Source organism: Brachybacterium paraconglomeratum (assembly GCF_039541415.1).
Taxonomy (GTDB): Bacteria; Actinomycetota; Actinomycetes; order Actinomycetales; family Dermabacteraceae; genus Brachybacterium; species Brachybacterium paraconglomeratum_A.
This window is the reverse complement of record NZ_BAABGE010000002.1, coordinates 158,099-184,213: the sequence shown is the minus strand read 5'-3', so window position 1 is coordinate 184,213 and position 26,115 is coordinate 158,099. Positions and strand designations below refer to the sequence as shown.

Annotated in this window: 22 protein-coding genes; 16 read left to right on the top strand and 6 right to left on the bottom strand. The window is 69.0% G+C overall.

Annotated features, from left to right (window positions below; translation table 11 throughout):
• Window positions 1-4: 4 nt before the first annotated feature.
• From mmsB to ABD893_RS00790, 4 genes are all read left to right on the top strand, one after another.
• Window positions 5-1,186 (top strand): multiple monosaccharide ABC transporter permease, encoded by a 1,182-nt coding sequence (gene mmsB, locus ABD893_RS00805; RefSeq protein ID WP_345075582.1) that lies wholly within the window; start codon window positions 5-7, stop codon window positions 1,184-1,186.
• Between the two features lie 442 nt (window positions 1,187-1,628).
• Window positions 1,629-2,999 carry an extracellular solute-binding protein gene (locus tag ABD893_RS00800; RefSeq protein WP_345075581.1) on the top strand — a complete coding sequence of 457 codons (1,371 nt, stop codon included), beginning with the start codon at window positions 1,629-1,631 and terminating at the stop codon, window positions 2,997-2,999.
• 17 nt (window positions 3,000-3,016) lie between these two features.
• Window positions 3,017-3,970 (top strand): carbohydrate ABC transporter permease, encoded by a 954-nt coding sequence (locus ABD893_RS00795; RefSeq protein ID WP_345075580.1) that lies wholly within the window; start codon window positions 3,017-3,019, stop codon window positions 3,968-3,970.
• A gap of 1 nt (window position 3,971) precedes the next feature.
• Complete coding sequence (locus ABD893_RS00790) at window positions 3,972-4,889, top strand: carbohydrate ABC transporter permease (protein ID WP_345075579.1); 918 nt, start codon at window positions 3,972-3,974, stop codon at window positions 4,887-4,889.
• Between the two features lie 70 nt (window positions 4,890-4,959).
• Here the strand turns inward: ABD893_RS00790 and ABD893_RS00785 are convergent, their stop codons facing one another.
• From ABD893_RS00785 to ABD893_RS00775, 3 genes are read right to left on the bottom strand one after another with little or no spacing between them, the layout of a single operon-like run.
• Window positions 4,960-5,589: a dihydrofolate reductase gene (locus ABD893_RS00785; protein ID WP_345075578.1), complete on the bottom strand. Its 630-nt coding sequence runs from the start codon at window positions 5,587-5,589 to the stop codon at window positions 4,960-4,962.
• The gene (locus ABD893_RS00780) at window positions 5,586-6,389 is read right to left on the bottom strand and encodes a thymidylate synthase (RefSeq protein WP_345075577.1); all 804 of its coding nucleotides are present in this window, start codon (window positions 6,387-6,389) and stop codon (window positions 5,586-5,588) included. Before ABD893_RS00780 ends, ABD893_RS00785 begins: the two co-directional genes overlap by 4 nt.
• Before the next feature lie 4 nt (window positions 6,390-6,393).
• Window positions 6,394-7,557, bottom strand: a complete 1,164-nt coding sequence (locus ABD893_RS00775; RefSeq protein ID WP_345075576.1) for a LacI family DNA-binding transcriptional regulator — start codon at window positions 7,555-7,557, stop codon at window positions 6,394-6,396.
• 210 nt (window positions 7,558-7,767) lie between these two features.
• Here ABD893_RS00775 and arfA point away from each other — a divergent pair, with 210 nt between their 5' ends.
• From arfA to ABD893_RS00750, 5 genes are all read left to right on the top strand, one after another.
• Window positions 7,768-9,288 (top strand): arabinosylfuranosidase ArfA, encoded by a 1,521-nt coding sequence (arfA, locus tag ABD893_RS00770; protein ID WP_345075575.1) that lies wholly within the window; start codon window positions 7,768-7,770, stop codon window positions 9,286-9,288.
• A gap of 129 nt (window positions 9,289-9,417) precedes the next feature.
• A complete protein-coding gene (locus ABD893_RS00765) occupies window positions 9,418-11,052 on the top strand; it encodes an alpha-N-arabinofuranosidase (protein ID WP_345075574.1) in 1,635 nt (544 codons plus the stop codon).
• A 284-nt stretch (window positions 11,053-11,336) separates the two neighbouring features.
• The gene (locus ABD893_RS00760) at window positions 11,337-11,681 is read left to right on the top strand and encodes an ArsR/SmtB family transcription factor (protein WP_345075572.1); all 345 of its coding nucleotides are present in this window, start codon (window positions 11,337-11,339) and stop codon (window positions 11,679-11,681) included.
• 32 nt (window positions 11,682-11,713) lie between these two features.
• Entirely contained in the window at window positions 11,714-12,223 is a 510-nt protein-coding gene (locus ABD893_RS00755) for an SRPBCC family protein (RefSeq protein ID WP_345075570.1), read from the top strand.
• A complete protein-coding gene (locus ABD893_RS00750; RefSeq protein ID WP_345075569.1) occupies window positions 12,220-12,810 on the top strand; it encodes a DinB family protein in 591 nt (196 codons plus the stop codon). Before ABD893_RS00755 ends, ABD893_RS00750 begins: the two co-directional genes overlap by 4 nt.
• 110 nt (window positions 12,811-12,920) lie before the next feature.
• Here ABD893_RS00750 and ABD893_RS00745 read toward each other — a convergent pair whose 3' ends face one another.
• From ABD893_RS00745 to ABD893_RS00735, 3 genes are read right to left on the bottom strand one after another with little or no spacing between them, the layout of a single operon-like run.
• A complete protein-coding gene (locus tag ABD893_RS00745) occupies window positions 12,921-13,709 on the bottom strand; it encodes a rhamnogalacturonan acetylesterase (RefSeq protein WP_345075568.1) in 789 nt (262 codons plus the stop codon).
• A 2-nt stretch (window positions 13,710-13,711) separates the two neighbouring features.
• Window positions 13,712-15,688, bottom strand: coding sequence for a DUF6807 family protein (locus ABD893_RS00740; protein WP_345075567.1), 1,977 nt, complete (start codon window positions 15,686-15,688; stop codon window positions 13,712-13,714).
• Window positions 15,688-17,280, bottom strand: a complete 1,593-nt coding sequence (locus ABD893_RS00735; protein WP_345075566.1) for a glycoside hydrolase family 43 protein — start codon at window positions 17,278-17,280, stop codon at window positions 15,688-15,690. Before ABD893_RS00735 ends, ABD893_RS00740 begins: the two co-directional genes overlap by 1 nt.
• Before the next feature lie 450 nt (window positions 17,281-17,730).
• On the opposite strand from ABD893_RS00735, the gene ABD893_RS00730 reads away from it, so the two are divergent.
• The 7 genes from ABD893_RS00730 to ABD893_RS00700 all read left to right on the top strand — a co-directional run bounded on the left by ABD893_RS00730 (window position 17,731) and on the right by ABD893_RS00700 (window position 26,103).
• Window positions 17,731-18,747 (top strand): ABC transporter permease, encoded by a 1,017-nt coding sequence (locus ABD893_RS00730; RefSeq protein WP_345075565.1) that lies wholly within the window; start codon window positions 17,731-17,733, stop codon window positions 18,745-18,747.
• Window positions 18,747-19,475 carry a YesL family protein gene (locus ABD893_RS00725; RefSeq protein WP_345075564.1) on the top strand — a complete coding sequence of 243 codons (729 nt, stop codon included), beginning with the start codon at window positions 18,747-18,749 and terminating at the stop codon, window positions 19,473-19,475. Before ABD893_RS00730 ends, ABD893_RS00725 begins: the two co-directional genes overlap by 1 nt.
• On the top strand, window positions 19,472-20,986 hold the full coding sequence (locus ABD893_RS00720; protein ID WP_345075563.1) for an extracellular solute-binding protein: 1,515 nt from the start codon (window positions 19,472-19,474) through the stop codon (window positions 20,984-20,986). The genes ABD893_RS00725 and ABD893_RS00720 overlap by 4 nt, the downstream gene beginning before the upstream one ends.
• A gap of 127 nt (window positions 20,987-21,113) precedes the next feature.
• The gene (locus ABD893_RS00715) at window positions 21,114-22,409 is read left to right on the top strand and encodes a glycoside hydrolase family 28 protein (RefSeq protein WP_345075562.1); all 1,296 of its coding nucleotides are present in this window, start codon (window positions 21,114-21,116) and stop codon (window positions 22,407-22,409) included.
• A complete protein-coding gene (locus ABD893_RS00710) occupies window positions 22,393-22,902 on the top strand; it encodes a DUF4064 domain-containing protein (RefSeq protein WP_345075560.1) in 510 nt (169 codons plus the stop codon). The genes ABD893_RS00715 and ABD893_RS00710 overlap by 17 nt, the downstream gene beginning before the upstream one ends.
• Window positions 22,899-23,870, top strand: coding sequence for a carbohydrate ABC transporter permease (locus ABD893_RS00705; protein ID WP_345075559.1), 972 nt, complete (start codon window positions 22,899-22,901; stop codon window positions 23,868-23,870). The genes ABD893_RS00710 and ABD893_RS00705 overlap by 4 nt, the downstream gene beginning before the upstream one ends.
• A 190-nt stretch (window positions 23,871-24,060) precedes the next feature.
• Window positions 24,061-26,103: a pectinesterase family protein gene (locus tag ABD893_RS00700; protein WP_345075558.1), complete on the top strand. Its 2,043-nt coding sequence runs from the start codon at window positions 24,061-24,063 to the stop codon at window positions 26,101-26,103.
• The last annotated feature ends 12 nt before the right edge of the window (window positions 26,104-26,115 follow it).

The following is a 26,115-nucleotide window of genomic DNA, read 5'->3' as shown; positions in this document are numbered from 1 at the left end:
CCTCATGGCGGGAACTTCTGACATCAAAGAGCTGCTGACGCGGAACATGCGCTCCAGCGGCATCTACATCGCCTTCGTGTTCATCATCGTGCTGTTCACGATCCTCACCGGAGGCCAGCTGCTGAGCCCCGGCAACCTCACCAACCTCGTGCTGCAGTACTCCTACATCCTGATCCTCGCGATCGGCATGGTGCTGATCATCGTGGCCGGGCATATCGACCTCTCGGTGGGGTCGGTGGTCGCGCTCACCGGCGCTGTCGCGGCTGTGGTGATCATCGGCAACGGCATGCCCTGGTGGGTCGGCGTGCTCGCCGCGCTCGGCACCGGCGCGCTGGTGGGGCTCTGGCAGGGCTTCTGGGTCGCCTATGTGGGCATCCCCGCCTTCATCGTCACCCTCGCGGGGATGCTCATCTTCCGCGGGTTGACCATGCAGGTGCTGAACAACGTCTCGCTCTCGCCCTTCCCTCAGGAGTACCAGTACATCTCCGGTGGGTTCCTCAACGGACTCCTCGGCGGCAACGGCTATGACGCCTTCACGCTGATCCTCGCAGGAGCGCTGGTGGTCGTGTTCGCGATCCAGCAGTACCGCGGACGCCTGGCGAAGCTGAAGTACAAGCAGCAGGTCGAGGCGCAGTTCCTGTTCTGGCTGAAGAACGCGGCCATCGCCGCGGTCGTGATGGCCTTCGCCTGGCAGCTCGCGCACTCGCGCGGCCTCCCGGTGGTGCTGATCCTGCTGGCCGCGCTCGTGCTGATCTACGGCTTCATCAGCCAGCGCACGATCTTCGGCAGGCATATCTACGCGATGGGCGGCAATCTCCAGGCCGCCCAGCTCTCCGGCGTGAAGACCCGCCGCGTCAACATGCTCCTGTTCGTGAACATGGGCCTGCTCTCCGCGGTCGCCGGCATCGTCTATTCGGCCCGCTCCAACAGCGCCCAGCCGGGTGCCGGCAATATGTTCGAGCTCGACGCGATCGCCGCCGCGTTCATCGGAGGCGCGGCGGTGACCGGTGGCGTGGGCAAGGTCCACGGCGCGATCATCGGCGGCCTGATCATGGCGGTGATGTCCAACGGCATGTCGATCATGGGCATCGACCAGTCCACCCAGTCGGTCGTCCGCGGCGTGGTGCTGCTGGTGGCCGTGGCCTTCGACGTCTGGAACAAGAAGCGGTCCCAGAGCGGGGCCTGAGCGCACCACGGGGCGCGGTCGCCGCATGCGGTCCGCGGCTCGCGGGCTGTGCACGGTGAGCGCCGTGTCCGCCCGGCCACCCGGGCCCTCCCAGGAGGGCCCGGGGTCTCGTGCTGTCTGGCTCCTGAACTGGGAGGATTCTGCTCCGGCAGGAGCCGAGCCGCGATCGTCGCGGACCCATTGCGCCCACCTGTGCAACGATGTAAAGTCCGGCTCAGACGGATATGTGACGCAGGGCACCCGATGCGGAGGCGCTGCATCACCTCCATGACCCAGGACTCCGCGGCCTCCTCATGAGGGTGCCGGTTCAGCGCGATGATGCGCGGCGAGAACCCCGTGGAGTGCTTCCCCTCCGACCCGGGCCCCGGCCCACTCGAACCTCAGCAGCGACGCCGCCCGGCCATCCGGCCCGGCGGTCCTTCGACCCCGATGGAGTGTTCAGATGAGGAACCGTCCACCCCGCACCCGTGCCGCAGGGCCTCCTGCGATCCCAGCCCTCAGCCGTCGAGGGCTCCTCGGCGCCGGCGCGCTGGCGGCCTCCGCGCTCTCGCTCAGCGGCTGCTCGACACCGCTCGCGGCGGGACTGCTGGGCTCGCAGCTCGATCCCGAGACGGTGATCTACTGGAATCTGTTCGGCGGCGGCGACGGCGTGCGCATGCAGGACATGCAGGCGGGCTATCAGGAGCAGTACGGCAGGGATTCGCTGCAGGCGACCACGCTGGCCTGGGGCAACCCGTACTACTCGAAGCTGACGCTGTCCACGGTCGGCAACCAGCCGCCGGATGTCGCCGTCGCCCACCTCACCCGCGCCAAGCCCCTCTGGGCCGGCGGGCTCCTGGACCCGATCACCGAGGAGGACCTGGCCAGCGTCGGCCTCTCCTCGGCGGACTTCAACCAGCAGGCCTGGACGACGCAGCAGACCGACGGGCAGAACATCGCGATCCCGCTGGATACGCACCCCTTCACCCTCTTCTACAACAAGGAGGTCTGCGAGCAGGCCGGACTGCTCGACGGTGATGGACTCCTCGTCGACCTCACCGGCAAGGAGGCCTTCGAGGCGGCCCTCACCGAGATCAGTGCCGTCACCGGTGGGATCGCGATGACGGTCGCCAACGTCTCGGAGACCTCGACCCCGTGGCGCTTCTTCTGGACCCTCTACAACCAGCTGGAGGGTGCCACTCCGTTCCTCTCGGAGGACGGCGCCGTGCTGAGCGTGGACGATGACTCCTTCCTGACGGTGATGACCACGATTCAGGAGTGGGTCGAGAAGGGATGGCTGAACTCGAACCTCGACTACGCCACCTCGCAGACGGAGATGTTCACCGGAAAGGCCGGCTTCTACCTGCAGGGCGAGTGGGAGATCGCGACCGCCCAGTCGATCGAGGGGCTGGACTTCGGCATGGCGCCGATCCCGCAGCTCTTCGACAAGCCGGCCGTGCAGGCGGACTCCCACACCTTCATCCTGCCGCGCAAGGATCGTTCGCCCGAGCAGCGGAAGCTCGCGATGCAGTTCATCAAGGCCATGCTCGAGCAGAGCATGGTCTGGGCGGAGGGTGGGCACATCCCCGCGTACATGCCCACCTTCGAGAGTTCCGAGTTCCAGGCGCTCGAGCCGCAGCGCTATTACGCCGAGTCCGCGGACCACGCGGTCTATGACGATCCCGCCTGGTACGGGGGCTCGGGATCGACCTTCGAGGACACCGTCGGCGCCCAGCTCGGACTGGTCCAGCAGGGGGTGCTCACACCAGAGCGGGCGCTCGCTGCGATCCGGAGCCAGCTCGAGATCTACACCTCCACTCCGAGCCCCCTCTGATCCGGAAGGCCTCAGACATGACGACGACGTCCCCGACCGCCCGCCGGTCCGCCCCTCCGGCCGCACCTCCGCGCCGCACCACCTCGATGCGCCGCCGAACGCCGCAGGCCTGGCTCTTCCTGGCCCCCTTCGTCCTCTTCTACGCAGCCTTCATGATCGGCCCCACGATCTGGATGGTGATCGCGAGCTTCTTCAACACCTCGACGGTCCGCTCGGGTCTGGGCTCCTTCGCCGGGCTGGACAACTACCTCGAGATGTTCTCCCGGGATGACTTCTGGTCCTCCCTCTGGCACACCCTCCAGTTCACCCTGTACACGGTGCCGCCGCTGGTGGTGCTCTCCTTCGTGCTCGCGGTGCTGACGAACCGGGCTGCCCGCGGGCAGTGGTTCTTCCGCCTGGCATTCTTCCTGCCGTTCATCCTGCCCTCGGCCACGATCTCCCTGATCTGGGTCTTCGTGTTCACCCCCTTGAACGGACTCTGGTCGCTGCCTGGCAGACTGCTCGGGCTCGAACCCGGCAATGGAGTCCTCTCGGATCCGCGCACCGCGATGATCGGCATCGCCATCGCCACCATCTGGTGGACCATCGGGTTCAACTTCGTGCTCTACCTGGCGGGACTGCAGGAGATCCCCCGCCAGCTGTACGAGGCGGCGGCCGTCGACGGCGCGAGCGCCTGGCAGCAGATCCGCTCGGTGACGATCCCGCTGCTGGCGCGCACGACGGCGCTGGTGATCCTGTTGCAGATCATCGCGAGCCTGAAGATCTTCGACCAGGTTTATCTGATGACCTCGGGAGGGCCGGGCAACTCGACCCAGGTCGCGCTCGGGCTCATCACCGATACGGCATTCACCGACAACCGCATCGGGGCGGCGTCCGCCGCATCGGTCCTGCTGTTCCTCATCATCATCGTGATCGCCATCGTCCAGCAGCTCATCAGCCGCGCCGGGGCGAAGCGCGAGGAGGCCTCCTGACATGACACTCACCGACTCTCGCCCCACCCGGGCTCGCAAGCGCCGCTCCGTCGTCTCCGGCGCGGCTCCCGCCCGCGCCACTGCGCACGCCGGTGGCAGCGGCCGCACCTTCGCCGTGGTCTCCACCGTCATCCTCGTGGGCTTCGCGATCATCTGGCTGATCCCGAGCCTGTTCGCGATCAAGACCTCCCTGACCCCCAACGGAACCGCAGCCCTCGGCGCTCAGGAGATCCTGAGCAGCTGGAGCCCCACGCTGGACTCCTATCTCGGCCTCATGAGGCAGGGAGACATCTGGAACTGGTACCTCGCGAGCGCCGTGACCTCCGTGGTCACCGCGGTGCTGACCCTGCTGTTCGCCTCGATGGCGGCGTTCGCCCTCTCGCGCCTGGAGTTCCGCGGCCGGGCGATCATCTATATGGCGATCATCATCGGACTGATGATCCCCAGTCAGGTGCTGATCGTGCCGATCTTCGAGGAGCTGCGGATCCTGCAGCTGCTGAACACCTACTGGGCGGTGATCCTGCCGCAGGTGCCCTCGGTGATCGCGGTGTTCATCTTCAAGCAGTTCTTCGATGCGATCCCTCGGGAGCTCGAGGAGGCGGCACGGGTGGATGGTGCCGGATCCTGGCGCATCTACTGGTCCGTCGTGATGCCGCTGTCGCGTCCGGTGGTCGCCGCGGTCGCCATCCTCACCTTCGTGTGGACCTGGAACAACCTGCTGCTGCCGCTGTTCGTGATGTCCAACCCCAGCCTGATGACGATCCCGGTGGGCCTGGCGACCGTGCAGGGCAGCTTCGGCCTCCGCTATGCGGACATCCAGGCCGGCGCGATCCTGGCCGCCCTCCCGCTGGTGGTGCTGTACATGTTCTTCCAGCGCCAGATCGTCGAGGGCGTGACGGGGTCCGGCCTGAAGGGGTGAGGGTCGACGGGGTGGAGGGCTCGCTGGCTCTCCGGCCGGTGGGGCTCAGCGGACCTGTGCGGCGGAGCCCTCAGCGCCGGTAGCTGAGGACCCGGTAGCGGGTGCCGCTGGCCGCCTCGTGCCAGCCGCCGGCGGGATCGGACACTGCAGCATCGGTGGCGGCAAGGTGGAAGGCCGACGGGATCTCCGGGGCAGTGGTGTCCCCGTCGACCTCGAGGTCGATCTCGGTGACCACCAGCAGGTCGGCCTCCGCGATCGCCTCCCGGTAGACCGCGCCGCCGCCGATCACCCAGATCATCGGGCTGGCGGCGTCCGGGCGGGCAGCGTGCGGGGCGGGAGGCGTGCCCGCCTCGTCGGCGAGCACCTCGCGCGCGATCCGGAGGGCATCGGGCAGGCTACGTGCCCGCACCGCACCGGCCTCCGCGAAGGCATCATCACGGGTGATGACGACATTGGTGCGGCCCGGCAGCGGCCGGAACTTCTCAGGGAACGACTGCCAGGTGCGCCGGCCCATCACCACCGGGGAGCCCTTCGTGGTGCGGGAGAAGTGCTTCAGGTCTTCCGGCAGGTGCCAGGGCATGGTGCCGCCGGCGCCGATCACGCCGTCCCGAGCCTGCGCCCAGATCAGACCGATCTGCGGAGCGACGACTCGCGGCGGCGCCGCACCGTCGGCCTTCGTGCTCTCGCCCGCTGTGCTCACACCGCCACCGGGGCCTTGATGCCCTTGTGGTGCTGGTAGTCGAGGATCTCGAAGTCCTCGAGCTCGTAGTCGAAGATCGACTCCGGCCGGCGCGCGATCCGCAGCGTCGGGGACGGGAACGCATCGCGCCCGAGCTGCCGGGTGACCTGCTCGTGGTGGTTGTCGTAGATGTGGCAGTCCCCGCCGGTCCAGATGAAGTCCCCGACCTCGAGGTCGGTCTGCTGGGCGATCATGTGCGTCAGCAGCGCATAGCTCGCGATGTTGAAGGGCACCCCGAGGAACAGGTCGGCGCTGCGCTGGTACAGCTGGCAGGACAGCTTCCCGTCGTGCACCTCGAACTGGAACAGCGCGTGGCAGGGGGCGAGCGCCATCTTCGGGATCTCCGCCGGGTTCCAGGCCGAGACGATCAGCCGCCGCGAGTCGGGATTGGTGCGGATCTGTTCGATGACGTCGCTGATCTGGTCGATCACCCCGCCGTCCGGGCTGGGCCAGGAGCGCCACTGCGCGCCGTAGACCGGGCCGAGGTCGCCGTTCTCGTCGGCCCATTCATCCCAGATGGTCACCCCGCGCTCCTGCAGCCAGCGCACATTGGTGTCGCCGCGCAGGAACCACAGCAGCTCGAGGATGATCGAGCGGGTGTGCACCCGCTTGGTGGTGATCAGCGGGAAGCCCTCGGAGAGGTCGAAGCGGATCTGCTTGCCGAACAGGCTGCGGGTGCCGGTGCCGGTGCGGTCGCTCTTGGCGTGGCCGGTCTCCATGACCTCGCGCAGCAGGTCCTCGTACGGGGTGGGGACGGTCATCGCGTCACTCCTTCTCAGAATGGTCGGTGGCCACAGCCGCGGCGAGGGGCAGTTCGGCGCCTGCCGGGGCGGCGGCAGCGGGGGACAGCTCAGCGGCGGTGGGCTCGGCGGCGGCGAGCGTGGAGCCGCGCACCACCAGCGAGTACGGGGTGTCGACCACGCGCGGCGGGCCGTCGTAGCCCTGGATCCGCTCCCCGAGCAGGTCCAGGACGGTGCGGACCAGGGCGGCTTTGTCCGGCGAGATCGTGGTGAGCGGCGGGGACGCGAATGGCGCGTCGGGGGTGTCGTCGTAGCCGGTCACGGCGACATCTTCGGGCACGCGGCGCCCCTGGCGGCGCAGGGCGGCGAGCGCCCCGATCGCCAGCTCGTCATTGCCGCAGACGATCCCGTCCACCTCCGGCATCCGCTCCAGCAGCGCGCTCGCGCCGGCGAACCCGTCGGGCCGGTGCCAGGCGTCCACGGCCTGCACCACGGAGCTGTCGGCCGGCAGACCGTGCTCGCGCAGGGCGGCGAGGAAGCCGTCGCGGCGCAGGGAGCCGGAGCTGTGGGGCTGCAGGCCCTGGGCGGTGTTGATCTTGCCGATGAAGGCGAGGTGCCGGCGTCCGGCCTCGATCAGGTGCGAGGTCGCGTCGAAGGCGGCGCTCTGATTGTCGATGCGCACATAGTCGCAGCCCTCGGGGAGCTGCTCGGGCAGATGCTCCCCGATGAACACGGTGGGCTGGGTGGTGCGCTCCATCTGCGCGAAGTGCTCCTCCTCCAGCAGCAGCGGATTGAAGATCACCCCATCGCCGAACACCTGCTTGAACCCTTCGAGCACGGTGCGTTCCGCCTCGCGACCTGCGGAGGTCGAGTGCAGCACGACGGTCTGCCCGCGGTCCTGCGCCTCATCGATGAAGTGCTGGGCGAGGTCCGAGAAGTAGGAGAAGGCCAGGGAGGGCACCGCGAGGGTGATCATCTGGGAGGCGCCGGTGCGCAGCTGCCGGGCGGCCAGTTGGGGCCGGTAGCCGACCTGCAGGATCGCCTCGCGCACCTTCTCGCGGGTGGATTCCCGCACGTGAGGGTAGTCGTTGACCACGTTGGAGACGGTCTTGATCGAGACGCCCGCGAGCTCGGCGACGTCGCGCAGCGCAGGCGGACGCCGCTGACCGGAGGGCGAGCGGGGAGGCATGCACTGATTCTCGCATTCAGCTGGTCGTCTGCGGAGCCTCCTGGGAGAGACGGCACATGGGGCGTCGCTCGTCTGCGTCCGACTCGCCCCGCACGGATACGCGTTGACGCCGCGACCCTGCTGTGGAAAGCTACTTCCAACGTTGTAGATCTGGCCGCCGCGCCCCGAGCGCGCACCCGTGCCCCTCCCTCATGAAGGACGCAGACACTGATGTCATCGCAGGTCACCCTCACCATCGACCCCGCCTTCCGGGTCGCTCCCGTGCGCCGCCGCACCTTCGGCGCCTTCGTCGAGCACCTCGGCCGCTGCGTCTACACCGGCATCTTCGAGCCGGACCACCCCGAGGCCGACGAAGACGGCTTCCGCACCGACGTCCTCGCCCTCACCCGCGAGCTCGGCGTGAGCTCCGTGCGCTATCCCGGCGGCAACTTCGTCTCCGGCTACCGCTGGGAGGACGGCGTGGGACCGGTCGAGGACCGCCCCTCCCGTCACGACCTCGCCTGGCACTCCACCGACCCCAACACCGTGGGCCTGGACGAGTTCATGGCCTGGGCGAAGAAGGCGGAGGTCGAGCCGATGTACGCGATCAACCTCGGCACCCGCGGCGTCGAGGAGGCGCTCGACGTGCTCCAGTACGCGAACGCCCCCCAGGGCATCGCCCTCTCGGACCAGCGCGCCGCGAACGGCCACCCCGAGTCCCACGGCATCCGCATGTGGTGCCTGGGCAACGAGATGGACGGCCCCTGGCAGACGGGCCATAAGACCGCCGAGGAGTATGCGCGCCTCGCCACCGAGGCCGCCCGCGCCATGCGCCAGGAGGACCCGAACCTCGAGCTCATCGCCTGCGGCTCCTCGAGCTCGTCGATGGAGACCTTCGCGGCCTGGGAGAACACGGTCCTCACCGAGGCTTACGACCACGTCGACATGATCTCCGCCCACGCCTACTACGCGGAGAAGGACGGGGACCAGGCCTCCTTCCTCGCCTCGGCGGACGACATGGACCACTTCATCGACGCCGTCGTCGCGACCGCGGACCACGTGCGCGCGAAGCTCAAGCGCGAGAAGCACATCATGGTCAGCTTCGACGAGTGGAACGTCTGGTACCAGCACCGCGCCGAGTCCCGCCCGCCGAGCGGTGACGACTGGCCGGTCGCGCCGGTGCTGCTCGAGGACACCTACAACGCGATGGACGCGGTGGTCTTCGGCAACCTGCTGATCTCCCTGCTGCGCCACAGCGACCGCGTCGCCTCCGCCTCCCTGGCCCAGCTGGTCAACGTGATCGCCCCGATCATGACCGAGCCCGGCGGCGCGGCCTGGAAGCAGACCACCTTCCACCCCTTCGCGCTCACCTCCCAGCACGCCCGCGGCGAAGTGCTCGATGTGCGCCTTGCCGCGCCGACCTTCGAGAACGCCCGCTTCGGCACCAGCTCCGCGGCCGATGCCGTGGCGACCTGGGACGAGGAGGACGGCGCGCTCTGCGTGTTCGTCGTCAACCGCGGCACCACCGACGAACTCGCGCTGGATGCGGACCTCTCCGCCTTCGGTGACCTCGAGGTCGTCGAAGCCGTCACCCTCCACCACGAGGACCCCTACGCGGCCAACACCAAGGACGCCCCGGACACCGTCGCCCCGCAGGCCAACGACTCCGTGCGCCTCGAGGACGGCCGCCTGGTCGGCGCGCTGCCCGCGATCTCCTGGTCGCTCGTGCGTCTCGCCCGCCGGACGGCCTGACCCGGCCCTCGGCCCGATCTGACCAGGGCCGACGGGCCTGCCGGATCCTCACGGACCGGCCGGCCCGTCGGCCGCCTTCTCACCCTCTGCCAGCCCTTCCATGTCAGCCCCACTGCCCCAGGAGCACCCATGACCGACTCGGTCCCCACTCTCGCCTCCGACCTCACCTCCGCGCTCACCGCGACCACCCCCGGCTCCCGCGCGAGCGGCTCCACCGGCCCGTCGGCCGCCCCCACCGACGGCCCCGCCCGCGTGGTCGTCGACCTCGACCTGCCCGGCGCGACCATCAGCCGCCACCTCTACGGCCACTTCGCCGAGCACCTCGGCCGCTGCATCTACGAGGGCTTCTACGTGGGCGAGGACTCCGAGCTCCCCAACACCCGCGGCATCCGCGACGACGTGGTCGCCGCGCTCCGCGCCCTGCAGATCCCGAACCTCCGCTGGCCCGGCGGCTGCTTCGCCGACGACTACCACTGGAAGGACGGCATCGGCCCGCGCGAGGACCGCCCCCAGATGGTGAACTCCCACTGGGGCGACATCGTCGAGGACAACTCCTTCGGCACCCACGAGTTCATGGACCTCGTCGAGCTGCTCGGCACCGAGGCGTACGTCAACGGCAACGTCGGCTCCGGCACCGTGCGCGAGATGAGCGAGTGGATCGAGTACCTCACCCGCGCCGACGACTCGCCGATGGCGGCCCTGCGCCGTGAGAACGGCCGCGAGGAGCCCTGGAAGGTGCCCTACTTCGGCATCGGCAACGAGGCCTGGGGCTGCGGCGGCAACATGCGCGCTGAGGACTATGCGGCGCTCGCCCGCCAGTACTCCACCTACGTGCGCGACCACGCCGGCAACGAGGTCACCCGCATCGCCGCCGGCGCCAGCGACCACGACTACGCCTGGACCGAGGCGCTCATGCGCGCGGCCACCAACCTCGACAAGCGCGAGGGCAATGCCGGTCCCTACCAGGCCATCTCGATGCACTACTACACGATGTCCGGCCCCTGGTCCGACAAGGGCTCGGCCACCGAGTTCACCGAGGAGGAGTGGTACCTGACCCTCTCCCGCGCCGCCCACGCCGAGGAGCTGGTGGCCCGCCACGCCACCGTCATGGACCACTACGACCCGCACAAGAAGGTGGGCCTGGTGTTCGACGAGTGGGGCACCTGGTGGAACGTCGAGCCCGGCACCAACCCCGGCTTCCTGTACCAGCAGAACACCGTGCGCGACGCGCTCGTGGCCTCGATCCACTTCGACGGCTTCCACCGCCACGCGGATCGACTGATCATGGCCAACATCGCCCAGACCGTGAACGTGCTGCAGGCGATGATCCTCACCGATCCGGACACCGGCGCGCTCGTGCTCACCCCGACCTACCACGTGTTCGCGATGAATGCCGGGCATCAGGACGCCTCCGCGCTCGCCGCCCACGTGCTGCTGCCGGAGGAGACCGCCGAGGTCGACGGACGCAAGCTGCCGATGATCTCCGCCTCCGCCTCGACCACGGGAAGCACCGCGCTCCTCTCGCTGTCCAACCTGGACCACGCAGAGGAGCGCACCCTCGTGCTCGACCTGCGGGGACGCTCTGTCACCGGGCACACCGCGAAGGTGCTGACCGGGGCGAGCTCCGCCGCGCACAACACCCCCGAGCAGCCCGACGCGGTCGCGCCCGCCCCGCTCACCGACGTGCGCGAGCACGAGCGCGGCCTCGAGATCACCCTGCCGCCGCACTCCTTCGCGACCGTGGAGCTGCAGCTGGGGGAGTGAGGGTGGGGGCTCGTGGGCTCGTGGGCTCGTGGACCGCTGAGCCGCTGCGAGAGAAGTGACTGACCGGTATCCCCTCTGAACTGTCGCCCAGCACCTCGCGTGCCGACAGTTCAGAGGGGATGCTGCGTTCTGGTGCGGGGTGCGGGGTGCGGGGTGCGGGGTGCGGGGTGCGGGCGCCAGGTTCCGTCGGACCGTTATCAATCAAAGGGTTGAATAAGGCTGCTCCACGGCGTAGAGTCTGGTCATCAACCAACAGGTTGAACACAGGTGAGTGAAAGGGAGGAATGGACGACGACCTCCTGTCCAGGGCGTTCGCCGCTCTCGCGGACCCCACCCGGCGAGACCTCGTCTCCCGCCTCACCCTCGGCGACGCCACCGTCGGTGAGCTGGCCGCTCCGTACGAGATGTCCCTGCAGGCCGTGAGCAAGCACATCGCGGTCCTCGAATCGGCCGGGCTCGTCACCCGCCGGCGCGACGCACAGCGGCGCCCCGTGCACCTCGATGCTGAGGTGCTGGGGGAGCTGACCCACTGGATCGACCGCCACCGCCGTGCCGCCGAGGCCCGGCTGTCCCGCCTCGATGTCGTCCTGCATGCCGCCGACGCGGAGCGCGCCGACACCATCGAATGACCCGTCAGCACAGAGCATCAGGAGCACCAGCCATGACCACCTCCGACCGTCTCGCCACTGCCACCATCGCGGCTGACCCCGAGGTCCCCGTGATCCACATCGTCCGGGACTTCCACGCCTCTCCCGCGCGGGTCCTGGGCGCGCATACCGATCCTGAGCTCTATGCGCAGTGGGTGGGCCCTAAGGAGCTCTCGACCCGCATCGAGCACTGGGATGCCCGTACCGGCGGCGCCTGGGCCTTCGTCAACATCGGTCCGGACGGCGAGGAGTACGCCTTCCATGGCAGCTTCCACGACGTCACCGAGGACCGCATCGTCCAGACCTTCACCTTCGATGGCTGGCCCGAGGGGGTCTCCCTGGAGACCATGCGCGTCGAGGATCTCGGGGACGGCTGGACCCGCATGCGCAGCCAGTCCCTCTTCGACTCCTTCGAGGGTCGGGCTCAGATGCTCGAGTCCGGCATGGACGTCGGGATCCACGAGGGATACGCCGCTCTCGACGAGCTCTTGGCGGCCGATGGCGCACCGGGCGTGGCCCGTTGAGCGCCGCCCTGTCCCAGCTGCCACCGGCGGAGAAGTACCGCGCGATCGCCTCCGGCTTCACCGCGACCGTCGGCGGCGTCACCGACTGGGACGCCCCCACCCCCGTGGTGGAGTGGCGCGCCCGGGATGTCGTGGAGCATCTGGTCACCTGGCTGCCAGCCATGATCCACGGCGGGTCGGCATTCCGCTTCGAGGAGGGTCCGTCAGCCGATCGGGACCCCGCCGGCGCGTGGACCCATCTCGACCGCCAGATCCGCGCACTCCTTGCGGATCCCGCTGCCGGCCGGCACCTCCACTCGAATCCGCACACAGGATCGGACCGCCCACTGCCCGAGGTGATCGACGAGTTCTTCACCGGGGACGTCTTCTTCCATACCTGGGACCTCGCCCGCTCCTCGGGGCAGGATGACCGGCTCGATGCCGGCATGGTCCACGACGCCTACACCGGGATGAGCGCGGCAGAGGAGTACCTGCGCCCCACCGGCCAGTTCGGCCAGCAGCAGCCGGTCCCGGAAGACGCCACCGAGCAGGAGAAGCTGTTCGCCTTCCTCGGCCGCGACCCGCGGTGGGCTCCGCCGGGCACGTGATCCCCCCGGCCCTGCGCGTCCATCCCCTCTGAGCTGTCGCCGAGCACCCGCTCAGCCGACAGCTCAGAGGGGATGCCCAGCCACGGCGTGGCTCCCCTCCGGGAACGCGCCTACTTCCGGCCGGCCATCATGGCCGCAGGTGCGGCCACTGCAGCGTCCACCCCGGCGGGCAGCTGCGGCAGGAGCGGGGCGAGCAGCTCGGCCACGATCTCGGCGACGGCGATCGCGCCGTCGACCGAGAAGTGGGTGTTGTCCTCGATGCCCTCGGGATAGAGCGGGCTGACGCCGGCCGGGAGCTGGGTGAACAGCTGGCGTGAGGGCTCCTCGCCGAGGCTCCTGATCAGCGCGCGGGTGCGGGATTGGAGGTCCAGCAGCGGCACATCGAAGGTCTCGGACAGGGCGAGCATCGCGGTGGGATGCTCCCCATGGGTGCGCAGCAGCTTCCCACCCTCATAGTGGCGCCGGGCCACCGGGGTGCACAGCACCGGGTGCGCGCCGAGCTCCCGCACCTCCTCGATCATCCGGGTGAGGTTCTCGGTGTACCCGTCCCAGGCGGCGAGGCGTTCGTGCTTCTGGTCGTTGTGGCCGAACTGGAGCAGCACCAGGTCGCCGGGCGCCGTCGCATCGAGCACCGCCGCCCAGAGCCCCTCGTCGCGATGGGATTCGGTGGTCGCGCCGTTCTTGGCCAGGTCGATGACGTGGAGCGGAGTGGCGACCGCGCCGTCGGCCCCGGAGTCGGCGGCACCCGCGTCCAGCAGCGCACAGCGCGCGGTGAGCGCCGCACCCAGGTGCGCACCCCAGCCTGACATCGGGTAGGCCGTGGCCACGTAGGGCGCGACGGTCGAATCGCCGGCGAGTACGATCCGTCGTCGACGGGCCGGGGGAGAGGTCTGGTGCATGCTCAGACCTCCTCCGCGGCTGCGGTCGCGGTCGCGGGCATCGCGCTGAGCAGCCCGGAGACCTCATCGATGCTCACCTGGCGGTCCAGGAGCAGCATATGCAGCGAGATCTCGAGAGTCTCGCCGAGCGGCACCTCGCGGGCGTCATCCCAGGCGAGGCTCGGGCCGACGCCCACGTAGTCCGAGGCGCGCACGAACCAGGGGTCGATGCGGCCCTGGCCCTGCGCGTCCTGCACCATCACCACGCTCGACCAGGAGTTGCCATGGCGACGCTGGATCACCAGGGCCGCGCCGCAGGAGCCGTGGGCGAGGGCCTCGCCCGCGCCCTCCTGCACCAGCACTCGGGTCTCGTCCGCCCCGGGCAGGCGCCAGAACAGCCCCCCGTATCCCGCACCGGGCCGGCCACGGGTGGCGGGGCTGGTCAGGTGCAGCGGCTCGGCGTCGGGGGTGAGACTGCTGTGCCAGGCCAGGGACCAGCCCCGCTCCTCGGACAGCAGCATCGCGGACAGCGTGCGCTGCTCGGTGAGCAGGGCGCGTCCCTCGTGGGAGAGCCAGGTGATCTGCGAGAGCAGGGAGCTGCCGTCCTCGGACACCTCGACTCCACCTACCTGCTGGGTGCCGTGATTGGACAGCAGGGTCGAGCCACGTCCCTCGACGAAGGTCCTCCCGCCCCAATAGGTGGTGCCGTTGACGTCGGGCAGGGCGAGCGAGACGCCGTAGTGGTGGCGATGATCCACGGGGGTCACCAGCGTCGTCGGCCGCCCGTCGAGCGTGCGCACCGGATGCAGGTGGGGGCGCGGGCTGTGCACCGGCACCATCGCGCTGCCGTCCACGGCGGTGCTGAGCAGGGTGCTGCCGTGCGTGAGGTTCCAGCCGCCGTTCTCCTGCACCCAGGCGAGCGGGGAGCGGTCGAGCTCGCGCACGGTCTGCTCGGCGAGGGTCGGCACCGCCTGCATGGACGGGGCTCGGGATGGGGGCACCCGCCCCGTGCTGTCCCCGAGCAGCAGCTGAGGCGTCAGCAGCGCATGTTCGGTGGGCTCGGGGGCGCTGCTCGGGTCCAGCTGCCGGTGCAGCAGCGACCAGGCCACGGCTCCGGTGTCGAGCTCCTCCTGGTCTACGGTGGTCAGCGTGGGCACCGCGAAGCGGGACAGCTCGATCCCGTCGAATCCGGTGACCGAGAGATCGCCCGGCACATCGACGCCGAACTGGTTCAGCCGGGCGAGGAGCCCGAAGGCGACGAGGTCGTTGAAGGCCATCACCGCGGTGGCCCCGGACTCGAGCACCTGCTCGGCAACCCGGTGACCTGCAGTCATGGTGGCGCCCCCGAGGATGGTGCGGATGCTGAGGGAGGGCCTGGTGTCCACCAGGGCGTTCAGCGCGCTGAGCCGCTCCTGGTGGGCCGCGCTGCGTGGCGGACCGGAGACGTAGAGCAGATCGCGATGGCCCAGCGCCTCCAGATGCTGCACCAGCTGGGACATGCCGCTGCCGTAGTCGATGCCCACGCTCGCGACCCGCGGATCATCGAGGCTGCGGTTCAGGACCACCACGGGCGCGATCTCCGGGATCAGCGCTTCGAGCTCGAGCTCGTTCATGCGCGGCGCGACCAGCACCACCGCATCGCATTGGCGCCGGGCGTCCCGGGCGATGCCGGCCTCCCGTTCGGGGGTCGAGGCTTCGGCGACCAGCACCCCGTATCCGTCGGCCTCCGCCGCTCGGGTGAGGCTGCGCAGGACGCTCTGGAACATGGGGTTGCCGAGGTCGGGGATCACCAGCGACACGGTCATGGTGCGACCGGTCGAGAGATAGCGGGCGGTGAGGTTGGGGCGGTACTGGAGCCGATCTGCCGCCTCCCGGACGCGGGCGCCGATGCCGGGATCGACGGAGGTGCGGCCGTTGAGGACCCGGGAGACGGTCGCGCGGGAGACCCCGGCCGCCTCGGCGACCTGCGTGATGGTGGGGCTGCCGCTGCTGCGTGCCATCAGATCTCACGTCCTTCTCGTTCGACGACGACGGCGCTGAAACGCGCGCTGCGCTCGGTGAGGCCATGGTGCACCATGCTGTCCACCGAGGCGAAGAGGCCGACCTCGGCCCCGACCCAGTGCCCCTTGGTGGCCTGCCAGCCCTCGAGCAGCACGAGCCCGTCGGCCAGGAGCCGGATCCGGCCGAGGCGATCGCACTCCAGGCGCAGCTGCACCGACACCGCGGCCACCGCGGCCCCGGGCTCCTCGGTGAGCAGGCGATGGACGGTGACCACCTCATCCACCTCGTCCTCCGCCATGGTCCCGTGCACGAGTTCGATCCGGTCGCCCGTGCGGCGCAGCCCCGCCCAGGCATAGCTCAGGCCGAGCACCACGAGACCTGCGCGCTCGGTGCCGATCTCGGTGCCGACCTCCGCTCCAGTCGGGGCGGCGGGGAGCTCGAGCGTCGCTGTCCAGGTCGACGGCTGTCCGGGCAGCTGCTGGGTGAGGATGGCCCCGAGATCCCGCAGATCTCCGCGGGGGCTCGGCGCGAAGGCGAGGGCCAGCCGGCCCTCGCCGCTGCGCGCCCACTCGGGCCGCGGGTTCGCCTGCCAATGCCAGCGCGGGTGGAGCACCGTGGCGCTCCCGCCCGCGGTGAAGGAGTCGGAGCGGGTGGGCTCGCAGTAGGTCTCCTGCACGGCGGTGGAAGTGGAGCCCGGCCCCGGGGTCGGCACCAGCGCGACCGGGCGGCCGCGGACCTCATCGATGCTCTCGCCCATATGCGGCCAGCCCTCCTCATCGAAGCGCACCGGCTGCACATGGGTGACCCGACCGAAGACGCCACGGTCCTGGAAGTGGAGGAACCACCAGCGACCCTCGCTGTCATCCACCAGCGCGCCCTGGTGGGGTCCGTTGACGGGGGTCGAGTCCTGCTCGAGCACGATGCGGTGCTCGTAGGGCCCTTCGATCGAGCGCGAGCGGAAGACGACCTGGTAGCCGTCGGCCACTCCGCCGGCCGGCGCGAAGATCCAGTACCAGCCATCCTTCCGGTAGGCCTTGGGCCCTTCGAGCGTGAGCATTCCGGTCAGCTCGGCGCCGTCGATCACCACCTGCGATGCGGACAGCGCCGCGGTGAGATCGGGGGTGACCTCGAGCAGGGACAGGCGATTCTTCACCCCGGCCCGGGAACGGGCCCAGCCGTGCACCAGATAGGCGCGGCCGTCCTCATCCCACAGCGGGCAGGGATCGATCAGGCCCCGGCCCGCCAGCAGCAGCCGCGGGGCGCTCCAGGGACCTGCCGGGTGCGGGGCGTCGAGCACGAAGATGCCGTGGTCCGGATCGGGATAGACGATGTGGAAGGTGCCCGCGTGCTCGCGGAGGCTGGGTGCCCACACCCCGCTGCCCCGGCGAGGGAGGGAGTAGTGCTCAGCCGGGACCAGGGACGGCAGCGCATTGGTGACGTGCTTCCAGTCCACCAGGTTGCTCGAACGCAGCACGGGCAGGCCGGGGGCGCGGTGGAAGCTGGAAGCGATCATCCAGTAGTCCGTGCCGACGCGGATGACGTCTGGATCGGGCCAGTCCGCGTCGAGGACGGGGTTCGAACGGTGCTCCAACTTCGCTCCTCCATCAGGGGTGGGATCGACATCGATCCGGGGCATGATCACGGGTGGCAGGGCGCCGGGCGCCAGGTGGGTCGCCGCCCGGGATGTTCGTCGTGAGACCGCTCCAGGAGCGGTACGAGAAACACGCGGGGAACCGATTTCCGAACCCGTGGTCGCACACAGTACCAGCACTTCGAAGGAGCTGCGAGAGCGGATCGGAGCGGCTGCAAGCGCCCGCCACGGTGAGTGTTGCCGATCTGTGATCATCTTCTGACCTGGCCTGATGGAAGGTGCCGAGGGTGGCGGCGGCGGAACGTCTGAAAATTTTCGCTCCGATCCTGTTGACAGCCGCACGAACCGACTCCACACTTGGGACGCAGCGGGATACCGGTTTCCAATAGAGCGGTTTCCCGTCGGGTCTCATCGACTCGAACCTCCCTCGACGAAGAGCAAGGAAGGCCAATGGTGGCTGATTCCGTGATCGACCCCCGGGCGAGCTCATCCGTGCTCGTTGCCCCGGATGCTGGCTCGCCCTCCACCGCGAGCGCCGGCTCCAGCGGTGCGCCGCTGCGGCGCAAGACCCTGGCCGCGAAGCTGTGGCGGCATCGCGCGCTGTACCTGATGGCGCTGCCCGGCATCGTGTACTTCCTGGTGTTCAAGTACCTGCCGATGGGCGGGCTGATCATCTCGTTCCAGGACTACAAGCCGTTCCTCGGCATCATGGGCAGCCCCTGGGTCGGCTTCGAGCATTTCGTGCGCCTGTTCACGCAGGACACCTTCTTCATGCTGCTGCGCAACACGCTGCTGCTCTCGGTGCTGCTGATGCTGATCTCGTTCCCGGTGCCGATCATCCTCGCGCTGCTGCTGAACGAGCTGCGGGGCCGGTTCTTCAAGCGCAGCATCCAGACGATCATCTACATCCCGCACTTCATGTCCTGGGTGATCGTGGTGTCGCTGTTCTACGTCCTGCTCACCACGGACGGCGGGGCGATCAACAACCTCATCGTCTCCCTCGGCGGCGAGCCGATCGGATTCCTGACCAATCCCGACTGGCTGCGCCCGATGTATGTCTTCCAGCATGTGTGGCGCACCGCCGGCTGGGGGACGATCGTCTACCTCGCGGCTCTGACCGCCGTGGACATGGCGCTCTACGAAGCCTCGGAGATCGACGGCGCGAACCGGTGGCAGCAGACCTGGCACATCACCCTGCCCGCGATCCGCCCCACCATCATCGTGCTGTTCATCCTGTCGATCGGTGACTTCCTCGAGCTCGGCTTCGAGCACATGTTCCTGCTGCTGAACTCGATGAACCGCGAGGTCGGCGAAATCTTCGACACCTTCGTCTACACCGCCGGCATCCAGAACGGCCAGCTCAGCTTCGCCACTGCCGTCGGCCTGTTCAAGGGCCTGGTGGGCCTGATCCTGGTGGTCGGCGCGAACTCGCTCGCCAAGAAGTTCGGCGAAGAGGGCGTCTACTGATGTTCGGCTTCGAGCAGTTCCTCGCGATCAACCGGCGCCTGACCGGCTTCTGGCGGCTGGCCTGGCTGAACCTGCTGTGGATCGCCGTGACCGCGCTGGGCCTCGGAGTGCTCGGGGTGGGACCCGCCAGCTACGCCATGGCGAAGTACCTTCACCGCTGGTTCCGCTACGGCGAGACCCCTCCGTCCACGCGGACCTTCTTCCGCTACGCCCGGGAACTGCGCTGGCAGCCCGTGCTGGTGGGTGCGGTGCTGATGGGTGCCGGCGGCGTCATCTTCGTGAACCTCGCGAGCTTCAGCGACTGGTACCTGCGGGCCGCGAACCTGCTGGCCCTGGGCGTGCTCTGGATCATCGCCGCCTACGTCTTCACCGTTCTCGCCGCGCTCGATGTGAAGGGCCTGCGGGCCCAGCTGACCAGTGCGCTGCTGCTGGGAGTGGGCTCCCTGCACTGGACGATCATCGGCACCACCGCGGTGGTGATCGGCCACGCGCTGATGCTCCGCTTCGCCCTGCCCCTCCTGGCGATGTTCGGAGTGGCGCTGCCCGCCGCCGTCTTCGCCGCCATCTGCTCGCGGATCCTCCGCGACCTCGAGCCCGCTGCGGCCGAGGACCCCGCCATCCCCGCGCGGACCATCGCGCATCCCGTGCAGCGCACCGACGCGCTCACGTCGCACCCGGAGTCGGTCTCCGACCGGGTGCATCCCCTCCCGAAAGGAACCCCAGCATGATCTCTCGCCGGAATCTCCTCCAGTCCGCTCCCGTCGCCGCAGCCGGCGCGCTCGCGCTGTCCGCGTGCGGTGGCAGCTCCAGTGGAAGCGGCGGTGAGGGTAGTGCGGACAGTCCCCTCACCTGGATGGCGCTGCTGCACACCCCCACCACCCCCGAGCCCAGCGGTCCGGTGCAGACGCGCCTGACCGAGTCTCTCGGTCAGAAGTTCGAGATCCAGTGGGTGCCGGACGCCTCCAAGGAGGAGAAGATGAACGCGGCGCTCGCCTCGGGCTCCGTCGCGGACGTCACGTCCATCTCCAATCTCTCCAACTCGAGCATCCGCAGCGGCGTGACCTCCGGGCTGTTCTGGGACGTCGAGCCTTTCCTGGGCGAGTTCGAGAACCTGAAGAACATCGACCCGAAGATCATCGAGGCAGCCCGCCTCGACGGCACCCTGTACGGGGTGCCCTTCCAGAAGATCCTCGCCCGCTATGGAGTGCTGGTGCGCCAGGACTGGCTCGACGCGCTCGGCCTCGAGGTCCCCCACACCATCGAGGACCTCGGAGAAGTCGCCAAGGCCTTCGCCGCAGGCGACCCGACCGGCACCGGCGCCACGGTCACCGGCTTCATCGACCGCGAGGAGAGCTTCAAGGTGGGCTTCCGCTCGCTGGCCGGCTACTTCGGTGCCGGCGAGACCTTCCAGCTGGACGAGGCCGCAGGGAAGATCATCCCGGCCTGCACCTCCGATGCCTGGAAAGAGGCCATGGAGTGGTACCAGGGCGTCTACGCGGCCGGCGGCGTGAACCAGGAGTTCATCACCACCCAGAAGCAGAACCAGCAGCAGGCGATCGCGCAGGACAAGGGCGGCATCGTGGTCACCGGCCTGTTCGAGGCCAAGAACTATGTGGCGCTGGCGAACGACATCAACCCGGATTCCGGCGTCGAATGGACCCTGATCAACGACCTCACCTACGGCGACGTCCCGCGCCGCATCATCTCCGACACCGGCGGCGGCATGGGCGGCCTGTTCTCCATCTCGACCCAGTCCGTGAAGACCGAGGACGACCTGCGCCGAGTGCTGGCCTTCGCCGACGGGCTGATGACCGAAGAAGTGCACAACCTGATGACCAACGGCGTGGAAGGCGTCCACTACGAGATCGATGCCGACGGCGCCGTGAACACCCTCGACCAGGCGCTGTGGGAGCAGGAGGTCCAGCCCTACTCGAGCTCCCGCCTGGCGGAGAACGCGTTCACCTACAAGTCCTCGGACCCGTACGTGAACCTCGCCAACGAGATGATGGCCGAGAGCGCGGAGTACGCGATCACCAACCCGGTGCAGTCGATGAACTCGGAGACGTTCAACACCGAGTGGGCCACGATCGAGCAGGGCCTGAACGACGCCTACAACAAGTTCATGATGGGCGCCGCGACGATGGGCGACTACGAGGCGGCCATCGAGTCCGCCCGCGGCCAGGGCCTGGACGACATCATCAGCGAATACACCGAGGCGTACGAGCAGTTCAACGGCTGATCCGCGCCGGGACCGGGCCGTCTCGCGGTCCGGTCCCGCGCTGGCCTCCTCCCGCCATCCGGCGCTGGCCCCTTCCCGCCATCCCGCGCTGGCCCTTCCCGCCATCCCGCCCATGAAAGGCCCCGTCGTGACCCTCACGTCGTCCCTCCAGGACACCGCCGACGCCACCCTGGCGACCACCCGGCTGCAGCACGCGATCGACGAGGCCGCAGCACTCGGCGGCGGTCAGGTCCGCATCCCTGCAGGGGTGCACCGCACCGGTGCGCTGCGCCTGCGCAGCGGCATCGACCTGCACCTCGAGGCGGGCGCCGTCCTGCAGTTCGTGCCGGATCCTGCGCTCTATCCCGCGGTCGAGGCACGCTGGGAGGGCGCGGTCGGAACGGTGCACTCGCCCTGCCTCTTCGCCCACGGCGAGAAGAACATCGCGATCACCGGCCTTGGCACCATCGACGGGGCAGGGGAGGCCTGGTGGGACACCTTCCGTGAGCGCCGCGAGGAGCTCGCCCACCCCCGGCCCACGCTGATCGGGCTGCACGAGTGCGAGCGAGTCACGATCAAGGACGTCGCCCTGCGCAACTCCCCGGCCTGGACGGTGCACCCCGCGCTCTGCGAGGACGTCACCGTCTCCGGGATCAGCATCCGCAACCCCGCGGACTCCCCGAACACCGACGGCATCAACCCCGAGTCCTGCTGCAACGTGCGCATCAGCGACTGCCACATCGATGTGGGCGACGACTGCATCGCCATCAAGGCCGGCACCGAGGCCACCCCGGACCGGGTCGCCACCGAGAACGTCACCATCACCGGCTGCACCATGGTCCACGGCCATGGCGGAGTGGTGATCGGCAGCGAGATGAGCGGCGGCGTGCGCAACGTCGTGATCAGCAACTGCATCTTCCAGGGCACCGACCGCGGTATCCGACTGAAGACCCGCCGGGACCGCGGCGGGCTCGTCGAGAACCTGCGCGTCACCAACGTCGTCATGGACGACGTGCTGTGCCCGATCACCGTCAACCCGTTCTACTTCTGCGGGCCCGACGGCAAGGATCCGCACGTCGGCGACCGCGAGGCCCGCCCGGTGGACGCCGGCACCCCGCACCTGCGCTCCCTGCACCTGGCCCACCTCACTGCGACCAACGTGCACGCCTCCGCCGGGCACATCTTCGGACTGCCGGAGGCTCCGCTGCAGGACCTCAGCATGCACGACGTGAGCATCAGCTTCGCGGCCGAGCCGCGGGCCGCCGCCCCCGAGATGGCGCTGGACGTCCCGGCCCGGGTCCGGTCCGGGATCGAGCTCGGCTTCGTCTCCGGCGGCGAGCTCAGCCGGGTCCGGGTGCGCGGGGCCGACGGTCCGACCGTCCACACCACCTCCTGCACCGATCTCGAGCTCGACGTCAGGGGGAGCGATGTCCACCATGACTGAACCCTGCCGCGCGGGCCGCAGCGCCCGTCCCGGCAGCCCCTCCCGGTCCGCTGAGCAGGCGGCACCGCGGGTGTCCCGCACCGTCGAGCTCTGGCTGGTCGGCATCGGGATGGCCGTGTCCTTCCTCGCCCTGGGCGGCTTCGCCCTGGTGATGAACCGGATCGATGCGGCCACCTTCGAGCAGGTCGTGATGCCGGCGCTGGTCGGTGCCGAAGCCGAGTCCGGCCTCGGCGTCGCTGAGGCCCATGAGCTGGCCCGCACGCTCGCGGCCTGGTTCTCCGTCACCCTGATCGCGGTGCTGCTGCTGTCGGCGATCGGCTGGTTCGTGGCCCGTCGGCGCCCCTGGCGTCGCACCGCCGGCTGGTGGTTCCTCGCCGCCGGCCTCGCCTGCCTGCTGGGCAGCCAGCTGATCCTGTTCCCCGTCGCCTTCATCTTCTTCGTCGCCGCCGGATTCTTCGCCCTTCGCCCGGTCACGGATGGGAGCCCCTCATGACCACCTCGCAGTCCGCACCAATTCCCGCCACCGCAGCCGCCGACGCCGTCCTGGCCACCGATCCGCCGCCCCGTCGTCGCCGTCGCGGTGCCCCGAAGCTGCGACCTCTCAGCCGCGGTGAGAAGGTGTTCCAGGTGGTCAACGTGATCGTCCTGAGCGCCTTCGCGCTGGTCTGCGTGATCCCCTTCGTGCACGTCATCGGCAGCTCCTTCGCCACTCCCGGTGAGCTCGCCACCAGCAACTTCCTGCTGATTCCGAAGGAGTTCACGCTCGACGCGTATCGCTACATCCTCTCGACCCCCACCATCTTCCGGGCGATCGGGGTCTCGACGGTCGTGACTGTAGGCGGCACCTTCCTGAGCCTCGTGGTGACCTCGCTGATGGCCTACGCGCTCGCCAAGCCCTATCTGCTGGGGCGGCGCGCGATCAACTTCATGGTCGTCTTCACGATGCTGTTCAGCGGCGGCATGATCCCCACCTTCATCGTGGTGACCAAGCTGGGACTGCTGGACTCGCTGTGGTCGCTGGTGCTGCCGGTGCTGATCAACGCCTTCAACTTCGTGATCATGCGGAACTTCTTCTCCGGCATCCCGGAGAGCCTCGAGGAGTCCGCCCGCATCGACGGCTGCTCCGAGCTGGGCGTGTTCCTCCGGATCGTGCTGCCGCTGTCGGTCGCCTCGATCGCGACCATCGGCCTGTTCTACGGCGTGACCTACTGGAACACCTATATGCACGCCGTGCTCTACATCAACGACTCCTCGAAGTGGCCGATCCAGGTGCTGCTGCGCCAGATCGTCATCGTCTCCAGCGGCGTGAATGCCGACTCCACCGCCGTGGACGTGGTGCCGCCGGCGCAGTCGGTGAAGATGGCCGTGATCGCCGTGGCGACCCTGCCGATGCTGCTGGTCTACCCCTTCATCCAGCGCTTCTTCGTCAAGGGCGCCCTGATCGGCTCGGTCAAGGGCTGAGCAGACAGCGCCCCCTGGGGCGGACATCCACATCACGCGCCGGAAGGGGCTGATCGACCACGCCTGGACGAGACAGGTCCAGCGTTCTCAGAGCGGTGCCGCGAGTCCTCGGACTGCCCGCGGCACCAGGAGCTTCCGCCTCACCAAGTCCGGTCGTGCAGTGCCCACCGAGAACAGATCGAGGATGATCATGCCTTCCGTGTCCCGCCGCCAGTTCACCACCGCCATGGGTGTCGCAGCCGTCGCCACCTTCGCGACCACCGCCTCCGCCTCCGCCGACCCGACGAGCGCAGCGGAGGGAGCCGAGCTGCTGCGGAAGATGCGGGTCCCCTCCGGCCGGAGCACGGCCGACGGGCCGGTATGGTCACCGACCGCGACCGGCTTCGCCGGAGTGCCGACCGCGCAGCACCCCGCCGGAGCGGTCGGCGGCGCCGGGGGTTCGGTGATCGTGGTCGGTGACGCCCAGCAGCTCGCCGATGCCATCCTCCGGGACGGTCCGACGATCGTCCTCGTCCAGGGCACGGTCGCCGTGACTCCCTTCGGCACGAATCTCAAGGTCTCGAGCGATACGAGCATCCTCGGGGTAGGGCGCGGCGCCGAGATCGTGGGCGGCGGGTTCCATCTCGATCGGGTCGCGAATGTCGTGATCCGGAACCTCACCTTCCGTGACTCCTATGTCGCGGGGGACTGGGATGGCAAGAGCGACGACAACGACAACGACGGCATCCGTGTCGACACCTCGCAGCACGTCTGGATCGACCATTGCGCGTTCGCCCGGCTCGGGGATGGGCTCGTGGACGTGCGGAAGAACTCCACGAACGTGACGGTCTCCTGGTGCATCTTCCGGGACCACAACAAGACGGTCGGGGTGGGCTGGACCGATGACGTCCTCACCGAGATCACCCTCCATCACAACTGGTCCTCGAACACCTACCAGCGCAACGCCAGCATCGACAACGTCGCCGCCGGTCACGTGTACAGCTGCCTCTTCCAGGGGCAGGGCCAGTACGGGACCATGTCACGCGGTGCGTCGCAGCTGGTGATCGAGGCCTGTCTCTATGAGAACGGCGAGGACGCGATCGTCGCGAAGGATCCGGAGTCGCGGGTCGACTCGCGGGGCAATCGCTTCACCGCGATCCGCGGTCGCAAGGACCACACCGGACCGACCTTCGAGCCGTCCGACCGCTACACGTACACCGCTGAGCCGATCGATGAGCTCGCTGCCATCGTCCAGAAGAACGCAGGTCCTCACGCCCGGAAAGAGCACGCCGGGCGCAGGATCCGCGTCGCGCTCGACGGCACCGGTGACGTCGCCAGCATCGGTGCGGCGGTCGGTGCCGCGTGGCGGTCCCCGCACCCGGTGGAGATCGTCGTGGCTCCCGGAACCTACCGCGAGATCGTGCGCATCTGGCCAGGCACCCCCGCCGGCCTCGTGCTGCGCGGAGAGACCGGAGATGCCGCCGACGTGGTCCTGACCTATGACCTCGCCGCCGGCACCGAGAAGTTCTATGGCGGCGACTTCGGACGGACAGGAGCTGCCACGCTCGCGGTCCTCGCGGATGATGTGACCATCGCCGATCTCACGGTCGAGAACGGATATGACGAGGCGACGAACGGGAGCAGCCAGGCCCAGGCGCTGCGGACCGTCGGCGATCGGATCGTGCTCGACGGCGTGCGCCTGCTCGGAAACCAGGACACCTTCCTGGCCGAGACACCGTCGGCCGAGGTCGTCTCCCGCGTCTATGTGCGCGATTCGTTCATCGAGGGCGATGTCGACTTCATCTATGGCAGCGCCAGCCTGGTCATCGAAGACTCGGAGATCAGCTCCTACGATCGCGGCAGTGCGAGCAACAACGGCTATGTGTGCGCGCCGAGCACCGGGGGCGGGATCCGCGGATTCCTGTTCACCGGTTGCTCCTTCACGTCCACCGCTGCTGCCGGAACGGTGTTCCTGGGCCGCCCGTGGCATCCGAGCAGCAATCCCGATGTCGCACCCTCCGCCGTGATCAGGGACTCCCATCTCGGCGACCACATCCAGACCCCTGCCTGGTCGGACATGGGCGGTTGGCCCTGGCAGGAGGACTTCCTGCGCGAGCATGCCAACACCGGCCCGGGCGCCCTGGCGCCGGGAGCGCCGACCGACGGCAGGCCCCAGCTCACCGCGACCGAGGCGACGGAGCACACCCGAGAGAACTACCTCCAGGGTGACGACGACTGGACCCCGTGGTCATGAACGCTCCGATCC

Bases quoted from the DNA above. Each gene is read 5' to 3' on its own strand.
- mmsB (WP_345075582.1), top strand. From the start codon at position 5: ATGGCGGGAACTTCTGACATCAAAGAGCTGCTGACGCGGAACATGCGC.
- ABD893_RS00800 (WP_345075581.1), top strand. From the start codon at position 1,629: ATGAGGAACCGTCCACCCCGCACCCGTGCCGCAGGGCCTCCTGCGATC.
- ABD893_RS00795 (WP_345075580.1), top strand. From the start codon at position 3,017: ATGACGACGACGTCCCCGACCGCCCGCCGGTCCGCCCCTCCGGCCGCA.
- ABD893_RS00790 (WP_345075579.1), top strand. From the start codon at position 3,972: ATGACACTCACCGACTCTCGCCCCACCCGGGCTCGCAAGCGCCGCTCC.
- ABD893_RS00780 (WP_345075577.1), bottom strand. From the start codon at position 6,389: ATGACCGTCCCCACCCCGTACGAGGACCTGCTGCGCGAGGTCATGGAG.
- ABD893_RS00775 (WP_345075576.1), bottom strand. From the start codon at position 7,557: ATGCCTCCCCGCTCGCCCTCCGGTCAGCGGCGTCCGCCTGCGCTGCGC.
- arfA (WP_345075575.1), top strand. From the start codon at position 7,768: ATGTCATCGCAGGTCACCCTCACCATCGACCCCGCCTTCCGGGTCGCT.
- ABD893_RS00765 (WP_345075574.1), top strand. From the start codon at position 9,418: ATGACCGACTCGGTCCCCACTCTCGCCTCCGACCTCACCTCCGCGCTC.
- ABD893_RS00760 (WP_345075572.1), top strand. From the start codon at position 11,337: ATGGACGACGACCTCCTGTCCAGGGCGTTCGCCGCTCTCGCGGACCCC.
- ABD893_RS00755 (WP_345075570.1), top strand. From the start codon at position 11,714: ATGACCACCTCCGACCGTCTCGCCACTGCCACCATCGCGGCTGACCCC.
- ABD893_RS00745 (WP_345075568.1), bottom strand. From the start codon at position 13,709: ATGCACCAGACCTCTCCCCCGGCCCGTCGACGACGGATCGTACTCGCC.
- ABD893_RS00740 (WP_345075567.1), bottom strand. From the start codon at position 15,688: ATGGCACGCAGCAGCGGCAGCCCCACCATCACGCAGGTCGCCGAGGCG.
- ABD893_RS00730 (WP_345075565.1), top strand. From the start codon at position 17,731: ATGGTGGCTGATTCCGTGATCGACCCCCGGGCGAGCTCATCCGTGCTC.
- ABD893_RS00725 (WP_345075564.1), top strand. From the start codon at position 18,747: ATGTTCGGCTTCGAGCAGTTCCTCGCGATCAACCGGCGCCTGACCGGC.
- ABD893_RS00720 (WP_345075563.1), top strand. From the start codon at position 19,472: ATGATCTCTCGCCGGAATCTCCTCCAGTCCGCTCCCGTCGCCGCAGCC.
- ABD893_RS00710 (WP_345075560.1), top strand. From the start codon at position 22,393: ATGTCCACCATGACTGAACCCTGCCGCGCGGGCCGCAGCGCCCGTCCC.
- ABD893_RS00705 (WP_345075559.1), top strand. From the start codon at position 22,899: ATGACCACCTCGCAGTCCGCACCAATTCCCGCCACCGCAGCCGCCGAC.
- ABD893_RS00700 (WP_345075558.1), top strand. From the start codon at position 24,061: ATGCCTTCCGTGTCCCGCCGCCAGTTCACCACCGCCATGGGTGTCGCA.